We start from the raw sequence: 19,071 nt of genomic DNA, 5'->3' as shown, positions 1-19,071 counted from the left end.
TTATAAAATAAAATTAGAAAGGGAAAAGACAATGGCATTAAAAAAAGTGGAGATTTCAGACGAGCTTTTAAGAGAGCTAGGCGCGACCAAAAGCCCAAAAGAGCTTGGAGAAACTATGGAAAGTTATGTAAATGCTGGAATGGAGTGCACTAGATTTCCAAAAGATAATGTAATGCTATACAATGTTATTTTGGATTTGGCGACAAGACTGGGCAAAGAACAAGAAGCCAATACTCTTGTAAAAGAGGCGTTAAAAGAGATAAATTTAAAACTTATGAGTGAGCTATAATTAGTGAGTAGAGATGAAATTTTAAGATATTTTGCAAATAAATACATCTGGTGGAAGCTACCTTACGATGTTATGGAGACGCCTGAAAGAATCGTAGCTCAAGCTATGCGCTATGCTAACTCAGACGAATTGTCCCTGCTTTGGAAAATAAAGAGGATATGCTGCGCACCTTAAATAATGCGCAGCGCGGCTGGTTTGACGAGTTTTTGGAGTTTGGTGCTTGATTTTTCCCAAAAAATTTACCCAGGAGAGGATTATGGAGTGATAAAGCTAGATAAAAATATTTCAAACGAGTAATAGCGCAAAAATATCTTTTTTGAGAATTTGGACTTCGTAAAAACGACTAATCCTATAAAACGCCGATGGCAATATTCTGAAGTTTGTAAGTTTTTTGCTCTACTATCTGTGAAGCTAAAGACTATAAACGATAGAGCCGAATGGAAAGACTATACTGATATAGCCAACATCCTGAGGAGGGGCGCGAATCATGCACTTATCTGGCTAGCCCATTAAATTGTTCTTGGCTACTAAAAACAGATAGTTTCACGACATTGACTTTATTATTAAAAAACTCAAAGAAGTCTAGTTTGTATGTGCATTAAATTTTTGTTGAGCCGATGATATTCATCGGGTATCGGCTTTATAGAAGCCATGTCCCCGCCACATTGTTAGCAAAAATTTATTAACAGACTCCAAAATACTGCAATGCAATCAAAAAACACTAATATCAATAGCCCAACAAACATGAAAGTACAAATTGCAACAAAAGATAATGGAATCTTGTCTTTTTTCGTTAGGCCTAGTTCGTCAACCAGCCATTTTATGTGTGTTCTCCACTGCCAAAAGAATTTATAGTGAGCAAACCAGTCGCTTAAAATTATTTGTTTAGGCCTTGAAATTAGATAAAACCTCTCTTCAAGTTCTTTTAGTTTAGATATGTCAGTATCTAAATTTTCCGTATGTTCTTTAGACTTTACGTCACAGTACAAGTCTTTCATGTCATTAAAAATTTGAGTTAATTCGCTAGCAGCCTTACTGTATTCAACTTGACTTTCATTATATTTTGAAATATAAATACTTACGATTCCAAAAATTATCAAACACGTTGAAACTATTTTTGTGCTAACTACATCAAAACATAAAGCTAAAACGCCTATGGCCAACGATAAGAACTCAATAATTCCAGGGACTTTTGAAGTAATATCATAGGTTGCAAAATGTTTCTTTGCGCCAAATCCCACATTGTAAGCACTCTCTGCTATTCGTTTTAGTAATACTTCTTTAGTCATTTCCTACTCCTCTATAATAGGCACATCTATTCTATCTCGCGCAACAACAACATTCTTTTGGACTATATAACACTCTACTAAATGGTTGCCTTTAAATTTAGTATGCTCTATTTTGATTTTGTCTCCTTTGATTATTTGTCCTCTTATTTCATCTCTTCTCTTGGCTTCATCACCGCGGTTTAAAACCTTCCAATATATATCATAGTCGCCAACCGCTGTATTCTTAATTATTTCAAATTCTAATTTCTTTTTTGGTAATAAAATTTTTCTTTCTGCTAACATATTTAATAATTTAAATGGTCTAAATCCATTCTGTGTAACATTACAATCAATTTCTAAAATATATCTTATATCTATATTAAATTGATCTTCAATAAACTCTTCAGTATTTCTATAGTTTTTATTGGAAAATTTTACTGATTTATCTTCTTTAATAAAAATATTTCCAAATATCTCACTCCATTTTTCATTGGCTTTTTCTTCGTTTTTCTCTTCCTCAAATTCTATTGCCTTTAGAGATAATTCATATGCTTTTTTAGCTTTATTTTCAAATTTACCTATTCTATAAATTTTTTGATTACTGCCTACCGCATGCCAGTATTTTTGCTCTTTATTTTGATTTTTTAAATATTCAAAAAAATCTCTAATCATCCAATGATAGCACGAATACGATTTGTTTTTATATTCCCAGTTCTCTAAAAAATTATGCGCCAAGGTGTCTATTAACAATCCGCCAATAGACACTCCAAATTCATCTTTCCAAGCTCTAGCCATTCTGCATAACCTTTTTAAATTTTTATTCCACTCCTTGTTTTTATCTTTTATTGTTTGTATTTCAGGTCTTGGGTTTGTAGTCCTCCAGCTACCACCATCATTAGTATCAGGATATTCAAAACTACCATCATTATTTTCAAAACAAGGCACAACTTCAAAACAAATCCCGTCATTAAAATCAATAATAATAACCTGCCCATCCGCCCTTATGTCAGTTTGTGAATATGTCTTTCTAATGGACTCTTTAACATCCTGGAGTAGAGCTGATTGCCCATTTCCGCTATAGCTATTATACTGCAAGTATTTCTCATAAGGAAGCCAAAACAACATATCAATATCGCTGGTTTTTGTTTCAGTATCTCTCCCATATGAACCAACATACAAGCTATGCTCTTTCTCCGAGTTCTCATCCCAAAAATCATTGTTCAATCTTTTTGTAATTTGCTTATATCTATCTGCTATTTTTGCTATCTTATCATCCGGTATACGTAAAGCATAAATAAAATTTTCAAATTTACTAGCAATGCCCATGTTTTGCTGCAACCTTTCTGTTTAATAATCTTTGTATCAGGCTTTATATCTTTATCCCCCACTTCTCAAACCATCCATTTCTTTTTAGGGTCTCACACCTTTGCTCAAAATGTTCCATCATTACTTCCGCAAGCGTAGTTTTGGATTTTATTTTGACTCTTTTGTCTTCGGCATTAACTCTGTCCTTTTTGTAAAAGTCCAGCCTGTCCAGCTTTTCAAGCTTTTTTATATACTTTGGCATCTTTTTTATATAAATTTCTACGATATTTTTAGCAGACTCATTAAACTTGGCCCTATCAACATTAGCTCTTTTTACTATTTCTATAAAGTCGCTATATCTGATATTGGTCTGCTTGCCGTTTATACTTAGATGTGATTCGTAGTTTTTGATACCTTTGTAAAAGCCTGTGCAAGCGATATCATAAAGAGGAGCTAGTAAAATTTTACCATTATCATAGATAACCGATATATTTTTCGTATGCATATCCTCATGTCTAATAAGAAACGAGTAAAAATAGTACTCAATCATCCTAAGTCTATCGTCGCTGCTTGGCAGTATCCTAGCCGCCGCGTCAAAGAGTTTTTCGGATGAGGCTTTATATTTACTTTCGCTGCTCAACCCCATAAACGTAGAAAATTCTTTTCGTTGAAATTTATAAGCTCCAATCCTATCAAAATACTTTATAAAGTAGTGATACTCTTTATCCTGATCTCTTTTAAACACTCCGCTCATCGGTACGTCAAACCCTAACTCGTTCTTAGCAAAGCTCATATGCAAATGCTCGTTTATGGCAATATGCGGAAAATAGTAGTCGCTGTTTTCATCGGCTTTGAACGTATCGTAGGGCTTAATAAAAAACGTCGCGTTGTCTTTATCGCTAGCTACCTTTATAGCATTATTTTCAACGATCACTTGAAGCTTATGTTGATATCCAGACAAACTCATAGTCCTTATGTGTTTTATCTCCTCGCTATCGCTCATAAATTTGCCAGGAAAAAGCGAAACATCGTCTATATCAACATCGTATTTTAAAATATTGGGAAAAGTATTAACTCCTAAAATTTTGTCCTTTTGGGAAAGATAGCTTTGAGGTTTTATCTCGCGATTAAATTCTAAAGCGCTAGCCGAAAACACGAGATCGTTCTTGCTATAATCATTATGCAGCAGCAAGAAAAACTCCGTAGCGTTGCCGGCTTTATCTATTAAGATTTTTTTATCTATTCCCTCCGGCAAGGACTCCTCAAAATCCACAAAACAGCTTTTGCTTGTATAAATTTTAAAATCGATCGGCATCTCAAATTTAACGCCGTATCTGCCGCTTAGCAAAAAATCTGTATCATATACAAAATAGTAGTTCTCATAGTCATAGCCAAAATAGCCTATTAGAATTTGGTTTTGATAGATGAAAAGGCGATTTTTGAAATAAGAATATTCGTTAGAAATTTCATAAGCCGTACTGGATGCCTGCCCCGCTACTCTTATTCGCCTTAGCTCGCTTAGTTTTTTTAGCTCATTTTGGACGGTTCTTCTTGATGCTCGTTCTACGCCCTTTTCTATCTGTGTTCTCGCAAGCAACGCCTTGCTATTTTTTAAAATTTTAACTATTTCTAACGCTACTTGGTTCATCTTACAACCTTAATTAAATCTTATCTATATGCGCGAGTTGCACGAGAAGTATATTGCAGATGGTATTAATATAATCTTAAATATATGCGCGAGCTATGCGATAAAGTAAACAACAAACTGTGCCTTTAAAATCAAATTTTAATGGTTGGGATAAGATGCTGTTTATTCGACAAATCAGACAAATGTTTACACTCCTAAAAAAGCAAACCTAGAAGCGAATACTGCCATCTTTAGATTTTCGTCTTTACTGCCGGTACTTCTTATATGGAAATTTATTAAAAGCGCTTCTTCGGCGTATTACGGCAACGCAATATAGTCATTAATTGAGCAGCCGTCTAAATTTTATTAAGCATATTTGCTTCTTTTGGCTTCATGAAAATCAATGTTATGGGATTTTTACCAACAACATGATAAGTCAAAATTAATGGCTTTTCGTGAACCTCTATTTTTATCGCTCACTTCCAAACTCCCATATCATCACCAATTATATCGCTGTTGCCCTCTTTTTGACTAATCCAAACCCACTCTTTGACATTTTTAGTTATCCACTCGTTTTTAATGGCGTGTTTATAAACAAACAGACCCAAATTTGCCAAGTCATTTTCATTACCCTTTGCGTGAAAAGTGTTTTTATCAATCCTAATCAAATTACATTGCTCGGCAAGTTTATCTAAATACTCGTATATTACGTCTAGCTTATACTTTTTCTCTCGTAAAACCTTTTCTTCATCTATTACTATTTTCGTGCCTAGTAATGGGTATGCCATAGTTTTTCCTTTCATGATTTTATTTTATACTTTTTATCGACATAATGCAATACTATTTTCACTTCCATATTATTTTTTGTAGTAATTAAAAGTCTTTTTATCTATCTCGCCAAGCAAAAACGATAGCCATATGTCGTCCTTACCTAAAAAACCGTAGTATTTAAAACAGTTTTTGGCCATAGTGCAAAATAGATAGCGTTATGTTTAAATCTTAAAATTTTTAGCAATCTTTCGTTCTTGTGTCGATTATTTGCTCCAAAAAATTTTCTGCTATTTGCTTAGAAATTGGGATAAAAAAGGGGTTACTAATGTTGGATTAGATAACAAAACACGAAAACAGCCATTTTATAAGTATTTCTCATAAAATAAAGCTAGTTTCAAATAATAATTTTAAAAAAGAGTTTAGCGCCATAAAAAAGAGCAGTTTGCATTCGTCTATTCTGATAAATTTGATGAAGAGCCGGAAAGAATACTAAAGTTTATCTCTCAAGGCGGCTTTAATAGAGCGAGGGTATACGAGAGATTTAATTACGTATTAATTTTTTACATTAAACCCGACTGTATTGGAATATAATTTGCCGCCCTCCTTAAACAACTAATATATTTCTTAATATAGCAATAGAAATAACTCTGATTTTTTTAAACTGGATGTAAATGTATATAGCCATTTACAATAAAAACCACCTGAACTAAGTTCCGTCGATTGGAAAATAATAAAAACTGTAATCGTTCATAGACGTTGACAATTTAAAAATTTCATGCTAACATGTTTCAATATTGTCTACGTTTATAGACAATTACATAAAGGGATAAAAATGTTAAATTTAATAGAGCGGTATCAAGAAAGATTTCTTAAAAATTTTAATACGACATACAAGCGTTATCTATATAATGAAATCGATTTTAACGAAAAGCTTATCGGTATAGTAGGGGCCCGTGGTACCGGTAAGACCACAATGCTTTTTCAAAAGCTGATTGAATTAAAAGCTCAAAACAAAAAGGCTCTATACATAAGTCTTGATTATCCGTTTTTGGGCTCTACTAGTCTTAGTGAACTTGCCTTTGAGTTTGTAGATAGCGGCGGCGAATACCTGTTGCTAGATGAAGTGCATAAATACGAAGATTTTGCCGCACATCTAAAAACTATATACGACATGAGCCCTTTAAACGTCATTTTTATAGGCTCATCAGCGGTAAGTATACTAAATGCAAAGAGTGATTTATCGCGTAGAGTTAGCATATTTAGCCTAGAAGGACTTAGTTTTAGGGAGTTTTTGGAGCTTGAAAACGGTATAGTAATAGATAAATTTAGACTAGAAGTGATACTAAAAGACCATCAAGCAATAGCAGATGACTTAAAAATAAAGCAAAATCAATTTAAAAAATATCTCAAATTTGGCTACTATCCATTTTACTTTAATAAGCAAAGCTCATACTACGAAAGCTTGCTAAATACGATTAATCTAAGCATAGACGTAGATCTAACGTCCCTGGGGCTAGTTGAGCAAAAATACACATATAAGCTTAAAAAACTGCTTGAAGTAGTTTGCCAAAGCGAGCCGTTTGAGGTGAATTATACTAAAATCGCAGCTCTTGCCGAGATAAGCAGAGCCAAACTATATGATTATATTGCCTATTTAAACGATGCAAGACTAGTAAACATGGTAGATGAGCAAAGCAGGGGGTTTAGTAAGCTAGTAAAACCGGCAAAAATATATATGAATAATACAAATTTAATTTACGCTTACGGCGATGATTGTAAGGCGGGCACAATAAGAGAGACTTTTTTTGCTAATCAACTAAAGGTAAAACATAGGTTAAATATCCCAAAGCAAGGCGATTTTATCGTGGATGATAAATTTATATTTGAAGTGGGCGGAAAAAATAAGGGCTTTGAGCAGATAAAAGATATCTCAGACTCATATATAGCTGCCGATGAGATAGAGGTCGGAAGCGGCAATAAAATACCGCTGTGTATGTTTGGGTTGTTGTATTAGGTGTTAAAATGGCTATTAATAAACTTGATTATGAAAAGGTCGAAACTTGCCTATTTGTACACAAAATAAAACCAAACGTTTTTTGTTAAGAAAGGTTATCGGCAGCAAATACTTCACAAAAGTGCTTACACTAGATACTCGTAGCGGATGGAGCAAGAGAGAATACAAAAATGAAGCCAAAAAAAAGAGCTTGTAAAGTGGTTAGAAAATATAAATAAGTAGGCAAAGGGATTGGCTGTTACTTTTATAATCGAAAAACTATACTATAAAAATTAATTCAAGATAAGTTAAAGACTTTCAAAAGGAGTTTTTCTCAAAAATACCGCGTCCTAATCAGTAGCAAACGAAGTGAAGCTAAGCATAAGGACTATGATTTTGTCGATGTTCTTGAAAAGTAACAAGTATAGCGAAGTAAGGTTTAGACATAATAACAGTAAAGATATGAAAGAGCTTTATCATATTTTACTAAATATGATAAGAGAGAATCTGATTAAGTTATTTTGAGCCTAAAATTTTATCGATCTACAAGCATAATCTACCCAAATTTTAGTATTTGATAAATTTTTGATGCACTTCTCTAAAGTAGTTTGAAAGGCACAGCTCTCATAACTATTTCAACCAAATAGCGCACTTAACGCTAGTTACGGCAATTTACATACATCTATACATAAATATGAACAAAAACCAGAGTTTATTTTTAGAAAAAGTATAGGAAATGATAGGTAAGTTTATATATGATATTTTATCATAAAAATAATTAGATAATTAATAATAATTTAAGTTTAAAAAAGACAGAATATCGTCTATATAGTTTACATTAAAGAAGTAAAAAAATGAAAAGAATTTTAGTTTTACTTGTAGTTTTATTTTCTATTGGATTTTCCAAAGATCTTACCGAATTGGGAAACGAAGCTTACGATAAAGGTGACTACCAAAAAGCTGCTGAGCTTTATCAAAAAGCGTGTGATAGTGGAGAGGCTTTTGGTTGCACTAGCTTAGGGTTTTTATACGAAAACGGTCAAGGTGTAAGGCAAAACTACCAAAAAGCTGCTGAGCTTTATCAAAAAGCTTGTGATGGGAAAGTAGCTTTTGGTTGCTCTGACTTAGGGGTTTTATATGCAGACGGTCAAGGGGTAAAACAAGATTACCAAAAAGCTGCTGAACTGCTTAAAAAAGCTTGTGATGGGAAAGTAGCTTTGGGTTGCTCTAACTTAGGGGTTTTATACGAAAACGGTCAAGGTGTAAAACAAAATTTTTCCACTGCAAAACAATATTATGGCAAGGCTTGTGATTTAGGACTTCGGTTGGGATGTGGTGATTACAGAAGGCTAAATGAAAAAGGCTATTAAAAATTAATTGACATGAGATGTTCTTTGCAAAAATTGCACAAGTCTGCAAAAAATAAAAAAATGCCGATCATCGCAGAAAAAATGAAGGTATAAAACCTTAAACCCCAAACCCCCTAAAATACGGCATTTCGTTCTTTAAGTTTCACTAGAGCCTACAGCTCATAAACCTTAAACTAAAAAATACTATTCCAAAAAGCCCTAAAACAGGGCTTTTCTCTCTTTTACTATTGAAAACAAACATTTTCATGAGTAAAAAATTCATCACAATACGAAAAACATACGAATATTTTCGTATATTGCAGCAAAAAATACCTATTTTAGGCGTTCTTATAAAGCTATCTTGTTATCTATCGCGTATTTTGCAGCTTTGCTCAAAAAGTCCGATCTGTTGGTCGTCAACTTGCTGATAGATTTTAATAGCTTTTCCGGGAGAATTACGTTAACCCTTATTTTCTTTTCGACCGGCGCCGGCTCTCTGATCTCTTCTCCTTCCGCTATTAATACATCAAGCAAGCAGGAAAAAGCTTCTTTTAAATCCTCAATAGCTTCTATCTCATTATCTCCGCATCCCGTAACTTTAGGGTATTCTTTATAGTAAGCTACGAATTCATCGTCTTCTTTGTTTATAATCATACTATAGTTCAAATTTAAGTAGTATTCTTTGTTTTTGCCGTTTTGTGTCATTTTATACTCCTGTTCCTCAAAGGTTGTCCTTATTAAAACTAATGCTAGATGGAGAATTTCTCATTTTATCTATTATTTTAGAATCTTATTACCCATAAGCTACCTTTGGTCTTTTTTATGATGGTATTATAACATATACATACCTAATAAGATGTTAAATTTAATAGTGTGTATATAAACTTTGGATTCTTTATTTTAAAATTCTCCAGCGAGGACATAGCTCTGCAATGATCATAGCTATAACTATTTTTCATTGTTTTTCTTTTTGATGAGATTCGCTTTTATTATATGTACAAATTGATAATACAGATTACATTAATAGCGATATTCCTTTGGACGAAGACATAATCAGCGAAGAAGAGATCCGAAATGGAACTGGCTATGAGCTTGAAGATGAAGCGGATGATGATGCTTTTTCTGCTTTGTAGAAATATATTTTTATAGCAGGAGTATTCAATACTCCGCCTAAATTTTAATTATTTTCTACGTCTAAAACTTAACTTTTGTAGGAGTAGTATGCAATACTACGCCTTGAAATTTAGCCATTATTATAAATTTCCACGACCTAAAATGAAAAAAATCAAAAAATGATTTTTAATAGAAGTATTTTGATGAGCTATTAGTTTTTAAGAATTTTTGCATTTTTTGGCAAATTCCACGACCTAAAATGAAAAAAGCGAAAAATGATTTTTAATAGAGAGGTTTTTTTGATTTTGGAGACCATTGGATCTCCAAAATCTTTTACGCATAGGTAAGAGTTTTGTTTTTCTGAACGAAAAACCTTAAAGAAGTGATATTAGAATAGGCTGCTTTTAATTTCGGCAACGCGTAAGTTCTAAAAATCAGATCAAAATATAAGCTAATTTCAGCCTCATTGCCTAAATTATTAAACGACTGGTATTTATTTTTTTCTAGCATCAGAGGTAAAAGTCACTTATGATTTTTAAAATTATATTTATTTATTGTAAAAATCATATTACATAGCCGTCAAATTTGTAAGCTATCATTTAATATATAAGGCTCAAGATAAGTTAAAAATTTTTTATCTTGAGCCTTATATAATTATAAAACTTAATACTGTATCAAAAAGAATATAAAATTGAGATGATTCTCGCTAAAAAACTTTTATCTTCTGCTATGATATAGCATAAATTATTAAAACAATGTGTAGCTAAACTTAATTGGGTGAGAAATAAAATCCCACTGTGGCTATTTGGATTGTTATATTAATACGATATTGTGTTTGACAAATATTATATATAATTGTAAAATATACTTAACAATTTTGAATAAAAGAACGCATATGGACTTTACGAGATTCTTTAATGAGCAGCAAAACTATCTAAGAAAAGTGAAGCTTGATTTTAAAAGATATCTTTACGACGATATAGATTTTAGTGAACAAGCCGTAATGATATTAGGGCAGTGCGGCGTTGGTAAAACGACGTTAATATTACAATACCTAAAACAAAATTTCCAAGCTTCGCAAAAAGCCCTTTATATAAGCATGGACAATCCCTTATTCGCAGCGACGTCTCTTTATGAATTCGCGCTCGACTTCGAAAAAGTGGGCGGCGAATTACTTTTGATAGACGAGATACACAAGCTAAAAGATTGGTTGTCTCATATAAAAACCATCATAGACCAAAGCAATCTAAAACTCGTAATCACTGGTTCGTCTATGCTAGAGCTTGATATAAACGGGGCCGATCTAAGCAGGAGAGCGGTAAAGTATCATCTAAACAACATGTCTTTTAGAGAGTTTTTAAATCTAAATTTAAAAAGCGAATACAAAAAATATAGCCTAGATGAAATTTTGGAAAATCACTATGAAATAGCCGTAAATTTAACTGGCAAATTTAAGCCGTTCATATATTTTAAAGACTATCTAACTCACGGAGCATATCCGTTTGCAAACGATAAAATAGGCTTTCACTCTAAACTAACGGGCGTGATAAATCAAGTATTGCAAAGCGACATCCCGTATGTTTGCTCGCTAAACTACGCAAATATAGATAAGCTAAAAAAGCTACTGTTTTTACTAAGTCAAAGCGTTCCTTTTAGCCCAAATATAAGCGAGCTGGCAAGGGCGTGCGAAATATCTAGGCCTACTCTTATCGAATACCTAAGATATATGCAAAGCGCAGGTCTTATAATAAATTTAACTAGCAAAAGCAGGGGATATAACGCCATACTAAAGCCGGATAAAATTTACTTAAGCAATACGAACCTAGCTTATACCTTAAGTATCTCGCCTAATATCGGAAGCTTGAGAGAGAGCTTTTTTGTAAATCAAATAAGCGCCTATAAGGCCGGAAAATTTCAAACAGATTTGCTTATGTTGAACAAGCAAGGCGACTTCATCGTAGATGATAAATTTACCTTTGAGGCGGGCGGAACCAAAAAGAGCTTTGAGCAGATCAAGGACGTACAAAACTCGTACGTAGTAGCCGACGATATAGAAGTCGGAAGTGGCAATAAAATCCCGCTGTGGCTATTTGGGTTTTTATATTAGGCGTTTTGCCTCTTGTAAAGCAATGGACGTAGCCTAGTTATTGAGTGTTTTATTCTATAATGAGCTTTGGTTTTGTAGTCAACTAACATATTGTAAGCTTTCTAGCAATATAAATTTGCACACTCTCTTTAATGCGCGCTTGTACTTAGCTACACTTCGTTTGCTGCCATATAAGACGCACTATCCCTTGAAAGTTTTTAACTTATCTTGAACCTAACTAAAAATACCGAATATCAAGCTAAAAAGCCCCTACTTTAGGGCATTTATTAGTTATTATATTGAAAATCTCACTTTTCAAACTATTTTATATTTTTTACTAACCTACAATAAAATTAATTAGTATTTTTTTTTGATACTATTATGCCTAAACTCTGCTCCACTGTATTTACTATTCTTCAATATGTAGCCATGAACAATCATAATGGCAGATTTAATATATTGAAGTTGACTGCTATTGTTTTTTCAAGGCGCTTGTGTTTCTTTACAATAACACCAATAACATCTTTCTGCCCCCAAAGCCCTTTTGCCTTCTAGTCTTTGTAGTTCAGTAAAAATAAGGCAACGCTTGATTGGTAAATTCAATCTATATTTTTGACTTTTTTGATGATTTATGATGCCTGCACCTACTTTTTTATTGGACGATTTATATTTTTGTTGCTATTAAAAACCATCCTCCCTGCCTCTGCCACATCTATTTTATTGCCATTGTCCTGACATATTCTGGATTTTAATGAGCCTTAATGCTTCATAAAATGTCTTAATAATGGTTTTTCAGTGTAGCCACTGCAAGAAAACTAAGAGAAAGATAGTTTCTGCCACGTCTAAAGAAATGTATTCTGCCCTACTTCACTGTATTTGTAACTTTTAAAAATGCAGCTGTGGGTATAGTGAAGTATAGTTTAGATATAATATAAAACTACACAGGATAATTTGTATTAGAAACTATTGAAATTGACACGAGGTCTTATAAGTAGCAAGACGAAGTCGCAGCTAAAAATCTTTAACTTGTCTTAGGGCTTAAATAATATTCTACGCGCGCAATAGCACTAAAACATGTCATATTTTGATGGCAATGATGATTTTAGCCTTTCATCTTAAAGAGATATGGGGTAAGAATATATTTTCAAATTGGGCAAATTGTTACAAAAAAATCCTGAACAAATTTCAGACGATTTTTAAAAGAATAAGAGAGTAGCCTAATGCTACTCTTTTACTGCCACTTTTTCTAAGAAAAAAATCAACCTCTTCTTTAATCCTTCGCTTAGGGAATTAAATTTGCCGTCAAGCAAGAATATTTTGCCAGTATCCTCGGGAGATCGAATAAGGCGCCCAATGGCTTGCCTAAAGGTCATAACCATCTCATTTGTATATTCGAACCAAAAAAATCTATCATTTTTTTCTTTTAAAATAGCCCATTTTTTTGTTGTATGAACTGGATAAGGCAATTTTGTTATAAAAAGCCTTTCAAGCGCATCCCCTTTTAAATTTATACCAGTAGCGTAATTTCTGGTGGCTATTAAAATGCCGCCGCTTTTCTTAAAACTCTCGATAACGTTTTGGACGCTTTTTCCTTGCTCGGCTAAGACTAGTTTGTCTTTCACGCTTTCAAGTTTTTGGGCTAGGAGCTTCACCTCGTCAAAGCCGCCCACTAATACCATAGTATTTTTGCCATCGTAGCATCGCAAAATTTCATCAGCAAAATACTCAAACCTTTTTTCGTCTTCTTCGATGAAGGCTTTGTCGGTAATCGAATAGGTCGCTTGCTCTGGGCGTAAAATTCCCTTAAAAGATATTATAGGCCATACTTTAGATTTTCGTTCTTTAATCACTCTATCTCCGAGTTTTATTTCGCTAAAGTTTATACCCACGCGTTTATAAATTTCAAGTTCAAAGTCGTCTTGGGTAAGTAAAGCTGTAGCCGTTATGCCTACAAATCGATCTATTTTGCTCCAAAATTTATCGGCCAGCTTAAGCTTTATATCCATATCATATGTATGAAACGATATAAATCCTCTTTCTTGTGAGAAGCTTGCATAAAGATCCTTAGAGCACAAGGTGCTTTTGACGTCGTCAAATTTATTTAGAAAAATGCCTAGTTGAAAAAAAGGGTCTTTTTTATAAAATTTATTTAGCTTGGCTCTTAGTGCTTTGTTTTTTTCCTGACCAAAAAGCTTATTCAAAACACCTGCTGCTTTTCTTTGTATAACCGACTCGTTGGAAATTAGTGTTTTACCAGCCATTTTTTCGTCCAGCATGATCTCGTTTATGCTTTTTACGAGTTCAACCTCTTCGTCCAACAACTTAACTAAAGTTTTAGGTGCGCTAGGATTGTCGCGAATTATTTTTGCGATCGTTTTTAACTGCAAATAATAACCATATAAAGAAAATGACGAGTTTAGGGTTAGTTCAGCCATATTAGGCAGTTCCTGGATTTCGTCAAAAATATAAGCGGTATCTTCAGACTCTGCATACTTTTCATTAAACATAAATTTATAAAATAAAAACGAATAATTGGTAACTTGAATAGAATATTCTTTAAAGCTTTCGCTATTGCTTTTTTCAAGCGCAAGGTTGCTGGCGATATATTCTCGTTTATTGATATCGACTATGTCTAACTCGTTTAAAAAATCTTCTATTAGGATATCAGGAAAATCTATTGTTAGTTTTTTAACAGTTGCTTCAACTATCTCCTTGTTTAAAGGTAAAATTTCGGAGCCAATTTCCGAGTCCATAAAAATAGCAAGCTTATCTAAATCTAAATAGTTACTTTTGCCGATTCCTAACACATAGTCTGGCATATCTTTGACCGCCTTAGCTTCAAGAAATATACTTTTAGCTAAAGAATTATTGCTAGTAGCTATTATTACTCTTTGAGCCGTCTTTTCATCAATCAGCTTCTTTGCAAGCATTAAAGCCGAAAAACTTTTACCAAACGCCGTAGGCATCTCGAAAACACAATATTTGTTTTCTTTTATCATATCTGCCGCATAATCGACGAAATCTTTTTGTTCAGGCCTAAGTTCCATTGTTTATTCCTTTTATTAATCGAGTTATTTTTCTTTTAATATTGACAAAACTTAATTTATAATTATATAATATCGTAATTTTTAAAAAAAAGAAAGGGATAAAATGGAAAATTTAAAAATATCCTTTTTTCTTGACAGTCCTTTACTAATAGGCAGATTTAGCACGATTGACTCTATTTTAGTCAATCTTTATGTCAAGAGACACTTTGGTAAAAATATCGAAATCGAAAAACTCTACGATTTTGATTTTATAGAAAAATATGAAGACGGCTATTGCGGATCTATTTGGTTCGTAGAAAAAAACGATCAGGTGTCGCTTGAAAACCGATGTATCGTTAAAAAACCCGAATATGAGTATCTTAACGAGCATAGAGCAAATAAAATAGAATATAGCATGGGTAGCGGCGAATTTAAAGCCTATAATATTTGGAACGAGCTTTTAAAGACTCCTAAAATATATTTTTACGTTAGAGGGGAAAAAGAGATCATCGAAGATCTCTTGCAGGATCTAAAATTTTTAGGCAAAAAAACAGCTATTGGATATGGGCGAGTTTCTTCTTTTATAGTAGAAACGATCGCTGACGACAAGTCCGTACTTTTAGCCGAAAATACTCCGGCGCGCCCGATCAGCGTAAAAAACTACCCGTCTTTAAAAAACGCTAGGATCACTTACTACAATAGCAGAGTTCCTTATTGGGCGAATTGGACAAAAGAGGCGTGCTATATGCCAAATTCATCTCTAACAGAAACTATTTATCTGGGTAAAGAAAAACCGGCCATCGACGAAAAGTGTTTAAACGAATATCACTCGGCTATAAATTTCGTATATGACGTTTTGCATGCAGATAAGGCTAATTGGCAAGAGATAAATTTAAAAGAAAAGGCAAACAAAGAAGATCTAATTATCGACGGACAACCGCATCTTTGCGCATTTTCGGGAGAGCACTCCAAAGAGGGAATTTTATGCAAAAGTATAGAAAAAACGATTGGCTCGACCTTTACCGACTACGCTTTTTTGAATAAATCCAAATTTATATCAAAGCAGACTTTTTGGACGCTCCAGTGCGGCGTTAATAGTAGAGTAGGTAAAAAAGCTTTAGGCTTTCACATAGTTGATAAAAACGGCATAACCTATGTTATGGGGAAGAATAAAACCAAAAGCATAGAGCAGGCTATCCAGGATGCCTCGTTGCCTTTTAATTTGGCACTTAAAACTACGCCAAATAATCAACACGTAGTTTTTAAATCAAATTTAACTCTCTCGAAAGATTTTATAGCTTGCCAATACGGAAACGAAACTTATTATTTTGGCTACGAAGAAGCCAAAGAGTGCCTAAAGCGAGTTGAAGAGATGATTAAAAATCATCCGATAACAAAAAGCCACCTTATACCTAATCCGCAAATTGACTCCCCTTTTATAAATTTAAAAAAAGAAGCAAAAAACAAAGAGTCTATCCAAGCGATTAGCGACTTTTACAAAAAATATAGCAAAGACGTTAGAGTCGGAGCTTATATTCTTACAATAGGAGAAAAACAATAATGCGTATAGTTTTGACATTTAGCGAAGACGTAAGCGAGATAAAGCCTAGAGACGTACGTAACTTTTGCGGCTCTATTACAGAGCAAAAATTTAACGATATAATCATGTATCATGGTAGCGACGCACCGCCAATTATATATAAAAAACCGTTCAAATATGCTATTGAAATTCTTTTTTATGAAAATAATTTCTTCGCGTTTCAACATCTTATGGAAAAGCTTGAGCAACACAAAAATGACTTTTTTGGTAGAAAAATAAAAAAGATAATTCCGAAAGAAGACGGATATATGCCGCCGTTTTATCTCGGGTCTCAAACGATAGAGTACTCTACTAGAACGCCAATCATAATAACTGCAAATAAAATTGAACACAATATGAAATACTATTTTGAAAAAAATGAGAAAATTCAAGACTATATTTCATATAGAATAAAAAGAAATTTATCTTATCAACTAGAATGCTATACTAAATTTAAGCAAAATTTTGAAAATCTTATTCTAAATTTTAAGGACTTTAGAATTATTACAGAAAAGTATAAAGAAAATATCAACTATATAGGGCTTTGGGCAAATTTTACATCCAACTATCAGCTCCCGGAGATGATAGGATACAAAAACGGCCTAGGCTATGGACAATTATTGCAAAACACCAAAATAGATATTAAAAAATAAAACCCAAAAGGAGAAGTTATGCTAAAAGACTACAAAATCAAATTGACCATCAAGACAGTTAGCCCAATCGCAATCATTGAAAACAATGATACCGAGCCAGGCGGAAACATTGTAACGCGCATTAAAAAAACGGCCGCAGTTAATCAAGACGGCAGTGACGTAAAAATAGACTATACCCCTTATTTGCCTGCAAACGGCATTAGGGGATTATTGCGCCGCTTGGCAACAAAAAAGCTAGTCGATGCCGTAAAAGAAAATGACAAGATCGAGGAGCTAAAAGACACTGATCTTCACGCAATGTTAAGCGGTAGCGGCGCAAGTAAGTCAGGGCTTAAATTTAAAGAAATTGAAGAAATCAGAGAAAAAAATCCGATTTTATCGCTATTTGGCACAGGCATACTAATAGCTGGAAAATTAAAAGTAGCAGACGCTATTCCTGAAGATAAAGAAAATGCTAAAAATTTAGTCAGAAGGCAAACTTTTGTCAAGGTAGACGATATTTTGATGGGAACTAAATTTAGTCAACTTTATACAAAAAAACAGATCGAAGATTGGGAAAAAAGCGTTGAGGAAAACTCTGAAGCACGCAAAAAAGACCGCGACGCTAAAAAACTTGCAAAAGAGACAACTGAATCTTTTAATGAAGATACGAAAACCAAAAAATCGTCAATTCAGCACTTCGCCCAAAGGGAATATATAGTATCTGGAGCAACTTTTAACGGTGGCTTTTTCTTAGAAAAAGTGTCAAAACTCGAGTTAGGGATGTTCTTGCACGCCCTTGAAGGTTTTATAGAAAACGGCCGACTCGGATCTAGTCAAAACATAGGATTTGGAGTTATCGATATACGTATAGAAGATGCAAACAAAAGTACGAGCTTAACAATGCAAAGATCAAGCGACAACAGCTATATCTTTAATGCTGAATTGAGCGTAAAACTTAAAAACGAATTTGAAGAGGCATACATGGCTTATTCTGAATTTCTAAAAAAAGCCACCAAAGAAAATATAGAGCTTATTTCTAAATTTTAAACTTTAAATTGATATACTCGGCTCAAAATATACCGAGTATATTTCTATAGTAGTCAAGTTATTTAACTTATTATTGTTAATTAAAATGTTTTAAATAGTTTTATGAAATTTTAAAATTTAATTGAGTTTTTTTATTTTTTAGAAAAAATAAAAAATATTTGAAAGAACTCAATAAAGCTTTTTTAAAGCTTTATTAAACATCTACTCATAGGGGAAAATGCAAAAAGATCATGTGTGCATTAAGCTATTTTTAATGTATATAATCTTGTCAAAAAAATTAATTTTTACCTATATTGCGTAGATTGAGTGCTGTTTTAAATAAAGTATTGGAAGTTTAGAACTTCTTTGCAGTAGACGCCGCCGTTAAAAACGCTTGCGTTTTAAATAAAGTATTGGAAGTTTAGAACTCGCATAAGTCTTGTGCTATGTCTGCTGGCGTATTGTTTTAAATAAAGTATTGGAAGTTTAGAACTTTTTGCAATAATCGGCTTTATATAGTCAGTTCATTGTTTTAAATAAAGTATTGGAAGTTTAGAACTCAATATACCGTAATATCATTTTTAATCCCTCGTTGTTTTAAATAAAGTATTGGAAGTTTAGAACATAAGTTTGCGTATAAAACCTACTATTGTCGGGCGTTTTAAATAAAGTATTGGAAGTTTAGAACGTGCAAAACAAAGCTTTTGATACCAAAGCTTTCAGTTTTAAATAAAGTATTGGAAGTTTAGAACTCTGTACCGTTTTTGTCGATCTCGGAACCGATATTTAGTTTTAAATAAAGTATTGGAAGTTTAGAACTCATATCGAGAAATTAGGGAATTTGGTCTGCGAGGCGAGTTTTAAATAAAGTATTGGAAGTTTAGAACAAGGCGAAGTCGTAAAGATAATCGCTGATGTCGTGTTTTAAATAAAGTATTGGAAGTTTAGAACTTCTGTTTCTCCTGTTGGTTCTTGCCAACCCGACGGTTTTAAATAAAGTATTG

General features: G+C 33.2%; 13 protein-coding genes and 1 CRISPR repeat array (1 of these 14 only partly in view). Of the genes, 7 read left to right on the top strand and 6 right to left on the bottom strand.

Annotated features, from left to right (window positions below):
- Positions 1–31 precede the first annotated feature (31 nt).
- The gene (locus EE116_RS11745) at positions 32–289 is read left to right on the top strand and encodes a hypothetical protein (RefSeq protein WP_122874650.1); all 258 of its coding nucleotides are present in this window, start codon (positions 32–34) and stop codon (positions 287–289) included.
- 668 nt (positions 290–957) lie between these two features.
- On the opposite strand, the gene EE116_RS11740 is transcribed toward EE116_RS11745, so the two are convergent.
- The 4 genes from EE116_RS11740 to EE116_RS11725 form a co-directional block, all read right to left on the bottom strand.
- Positions 958–1,578, bottom strand: coding sequence for an SLATT domain-containing protein (locus EE116_RS11740; protein WP_122874649.1), 621 nt, complete (start codon positions 1,576–1,578; stop codon positions 958–960).
- Positions 1,579–1,581: 3 nt separating this feature from the next.
- Entirely contained in the window at positions 1,582–2,895 is a 1,314-nt protein-coding gene (locus tag EE116_RS11735; protein WP_206159278.1) for an SMODS domain-containing nucleotidyltransferase, read from the bottom strand.
- Between the two features lie 31 nt (positions 2,896–2,926).
- Positions 2,927–4,510, bottom strand: a complete 1,584-nt coding sequence (locus EE116_RS11730) for a type II toxin-antitoxin system HipA family toxin (protein WP_122874647.1) — start codon at positions 4,508–4,510, stop codon at positions 2,927–2,929.
- Positions 4,511–4,965: 455 nt separating this feature from the next.
- Positions 4,966–5,277, bottom strand: a complete 312-nt coding sequence (locus tag EE116_RS11725; RefSeq protein ID WP_122874646.1) for a hypothetical protein — start codon at positions 5,275–5,277, stop codon at positions 4,966–4,968.
- An 815-nt stretch (positions 5,278–6,092) separates the two neighbouring features.
- On the opposite strand from EE116_RS11725, the gene EE116_RS11720 reads away from it, so the two are divergent.
- Complete coding sequence (locus tag EE116_RS11720; protein ID WP_122874645.1) at positions 6,093–7,274, top strand: ATP-binding protein; 1,182 nt, start codon at positions 6,093–6,095, stop codon at positions 7,272–7,274.
- 833 nt (positions 7,275–8,107) lie between these two features.
- Entirely contained in the window at positions 8,108–8,623 is a 516-nt protein-coding gene (locus EE116_RS11715) for a tetratricopeptide repeat protein (protein WP_122874644.1), read from the top strand.
- 327 nt (positions 8,624–8,950) lie between these two features.
- On the opposite strand, the gene EE116_RS11710 is transcribed toward EE116_RS11715, so the two are convergent.
- Positions 8,951–9,307 (bottom strand): type II toxin-antitoxin system HicB family antitoxin, encoded by a 357-nt coding sequence (locus EE116_RS11710; RefSeq protein WP_122874643.1) that lies wholly within the window; start codon positions 9,305–9,307, stop codon positions 8,951–8,953.
- 1,303 nt (positions 9,308–10,610) lie between these two features.
- Here EE116_RS11710 and EE116_RS11705 point away from each other — a divergent pair.
- Positions 10,611–11,822, top strand: a complete 1,212-nt coding sequence (locus EE116_RS11705; RefSeq protein ID WP_122874642.1) for an ATP-binding protein — start codon at positions 10,611–10,613, stop codon at positions 11,820–11,822.
- A 1,202-nt stretch (positions 11,823–13,024) separates the two neighbouring features.
- Here EE116_RS11705 and EE116_RS11700 read toward each other — a convergent pair.
- A complete protein-coding gene (locus EE116_RS11700) occupies positions 13,025–14,848 on the bottom strand; it encodes a helicase C-terminal domain-containing protein (protein WP_122874641.1) in 1,824 nt (607 codons plus the stop codon).
- Positions 14,849–14,951: 103 nt separating this feature from the next.
- On the opposite strand from EE116_RS11700, the gene EE116_RS11695 reads away from it, so the two are divergent.
- The 3 genes from EE116_RS11695 to EE116_RS11685 are packed head-to-tail and all read left to right on the top strand — an operon-like array spanning position 14,952 to position 18,088.
- Entirely contained in the window at positions 14,952–16,388 is a 1,437-nt protein-coding gene (locus EE116_RS11695; RefSeq protein ID WP_122874640.1) for a hypothetical protein, read from the top strand.
- 11 nt (positions 16,389–16,399) lie between these two features.
- Entirely contained in the window at positions 16,400–17,059 is a 660-nt protein-coding gene (locus tag EE116_RS11690) for a hypothetical protein (RefSeq protein WP_163028082.1), read from the top strand.
- Between the two features lie 18 nt (positions 17,060–17,077).
- Positions 17,078–18,088 carry an RAMP superfamily CRISPR-associated protein gene (locus tag EE116_RS11685; RefSeq protein ID WP_122874638.1) on the top strand — a complete coding sequence of 337 codons (1,011 nt, stop codon included), beginning with the start codon at positions 17,078–17,080 and terminating at the stop codon, positions 18,086–18,088.
- A 311-nt stretch (positions 18,089–18,399) separates the two neighbouring features.
- Positions 18,400–19,071: a CRISPR direct-repeat array (repeat unit 30 nt; unit sequence GTTTTAAATAAAGTATTGGAAGTTTAGAAC) (it continues 3,317 nt past the right edge of the window).

Source organism: Campylobacter showae (assembly GCF_900573985.1).
GTDB lineage: Bacteria > Campylobacterota > Campylobacteria > Campylobacterales > Campylobacteraceae > Campylobacter_A > Campylobacter_A showae_E.
The sequence above is the reverse complement of the archived record's forward strand: the minus strand, read 5'-3'. Positions and strand labels throughout refer to the sequence as shown.